Consider the following 1,953-nt stretch of genomic DNA (forward strand, 5'->3'; position numbering starts at 1 on the left):
CACCCGCGGGCAGCGGCCGCGTCCCCAGCCCCAGGCCCCGCGTCCACTCCACCGACAGGCGCAGCGCATGGGGCAACGGAAGCCCCGCACGCAGCCCGGCGATGGGCGTCGCGCCTCGCGAGTCCCGAGCCATTCCTCCCAACCCCTGGAGCGACAACTCCGGGGACGGGATGAAACCTCGCGCCGTGAATGGGGCCGCGTCGGGTGCGGCGACCTCCTCGAAGCGCTGGCCCGCCCACGTCAGGAACGCCTGGGAATACGCCACCGCGCCGGCGGCCCGGTCCGCCATGAAGGCGTCATACGCCTCGGGCGACACGCGGTGCGCCCCGTCCTTCCAGCGAGGCTCGGTCTGGCCGAACGCATTGCCCACGCTGCCGTAGACACCGAAGGAGCCAGGACGCCGCGCATCCGGCTCCGTCCAGAAGGTGCTCCACGGAAGCTCGACGCCATCCTCCGCGCGCAGGAACTGGGAGCGCACCGCCGCCAGCGTCTCGCGCGCGAGCGCATGCTGCGCCTCGGTCCCCGGCAGCGGCTCCACCTGCCGCGAGGGCAGCCGCTTCAACACGTCGCGCAGGCCCCAGCGCTCGAAGCCATCCGCGAAGCTGTGATTCACGGGCACGACATGCGGCGGCGAGGCCACGTCCTGGATGTGGTGCGCCAGGTGCCCGGCCCTGTCCCACGCCCGGCCCAGGTCTCCTCCGCGCGCGGCATCGAGGGCCTCTTCCCACAGCATCCTCACCCGCGCGTCGGAGCCCGCGCGCAGGGCGGAGTCCAGCGCGCCCTCCGGCCGGTAGAAGTGGTGCCACCCCGTCCACTTCACGTGGAGGTTGAGGTCCTCCGCGGTGGCGCCGTGCAGCACCGCGTCCCGGTGCGCGGCCAGGGAGGGGGATGCGCCCGCCGCCAGGGCCCGCTCGAGCGCGGCCTGGGTCAACGCGCGGTGGTCATCCACCCAGAAGGCGCTCGCGCCCGACGGAGCCGCCACGGACAGCCATGCGGCGGCGAGCGCCATACGCGGCGACCTCAGCACCACGAGCGGCCTCCGCGCGCGAGGACGTCCGTTGCATCGAGGAGTCCTCGCGGCGAACACGACGACATCACGTCTCAGGCGGCCTCCGCCCGGGGAGAGTCCTCGAGCGTCGCCAGGTGGGCGCGGGCGAGGTGCAGGTTGTCATTGTCGAGCGGGTGGAAGGAGGGCCGCAGGTACTCCTTGAGGCCCCGCCACAGCACCCGCACCAGCACCGGGTCCTTCTGGTGGGCCCGGCGCAGCTCCCGCCACATCCCCCTCCAGCCCAGCCCGGGCTCCTGGCGCAGCAGCGTCACGGTGGCCGCGAACCACAGGCCATACAGCGCGATGATGCCCGCGAACATCCCCGTCACGCGCAGCGGGTAGCCGGGCGCCACCTCGCGCAGCACGTCGAAGGCCACGGCCTTGTGCTCAATCTCCTCGGCGGCATGCCACTCGATGAGCGCGCGCATCGCCGGGTGGCCGTCCGCGAACACACCGAGGGTCAGCGTGTTCTCCCCCATGAGGGCCGTGTAGTGCTCCAACGCGGCGGTGATGGCCAGCTTCAGGGGCGGCGGGAAGTACTTGTCGATGAAACCCCAGACGAGGCGCTGATAGGCGCGCATGAAGCCGGTGATGACATACCCCTGGGACTCCAGCAGCTCGATGTAGTCCTGGTGCTCCCGCGCGTGTTGGCCTTCCTGGGCGAAGAACGCCTTCACCTGCGCGCGCAACACCGGCGCGTCATCCAGGTCATGAAGGTAGTGATTGACGCTGCGGACGAAGAAACGCTCACCCTGGGGGAAGAGCATGTTGAGCCCGTTCCACAGGTGCGTGGAACCCAGCCCGTTGTGATGCCACATCCGGGGGAACGTGGCGTCGAAGTGAAACTTCAGGTGGGGTCGCGGGATGATTCGGCCGGGGTCGGCGGGATTGACCATGAGTGGGGG

The 1,953-nt window shown here is 71.1% G+C and carries 2 protein-coding genes; both read right to left on the reverse strand.

Annotated features, from left to right (window positions below; translation table 11 throughout):
• Positions 1–1,009 (reverse strand): hypothetical protein (locus HUW62_RS47005; RefSeq protein ID WP_176438163.1); only part of this gene is annotated, 1,009 nt, incomplete at its 3' end.
• A gap of 92 nt (positions 1,010–1,101) precedes the next feature.
• Positions 1,102–1,953: metal-dependent hydrolase (locus HUW62_RS47010; RefSeq protein ID WP_368670662.1), on the reverse strand; the 852-nt coding region annotated here is incomplete at its 5' end.

Origin of the sequence: Myxococcus sp. AM011, from assembly GCF_013372595.1 — a bacterium.
Taxonomy (GTDB): domain Bacteria; phylum Myxococcota; class Myxococcia; order Myxococcales; family Myxococcaceae; genus Myxococcus; species Myxococcus eversor.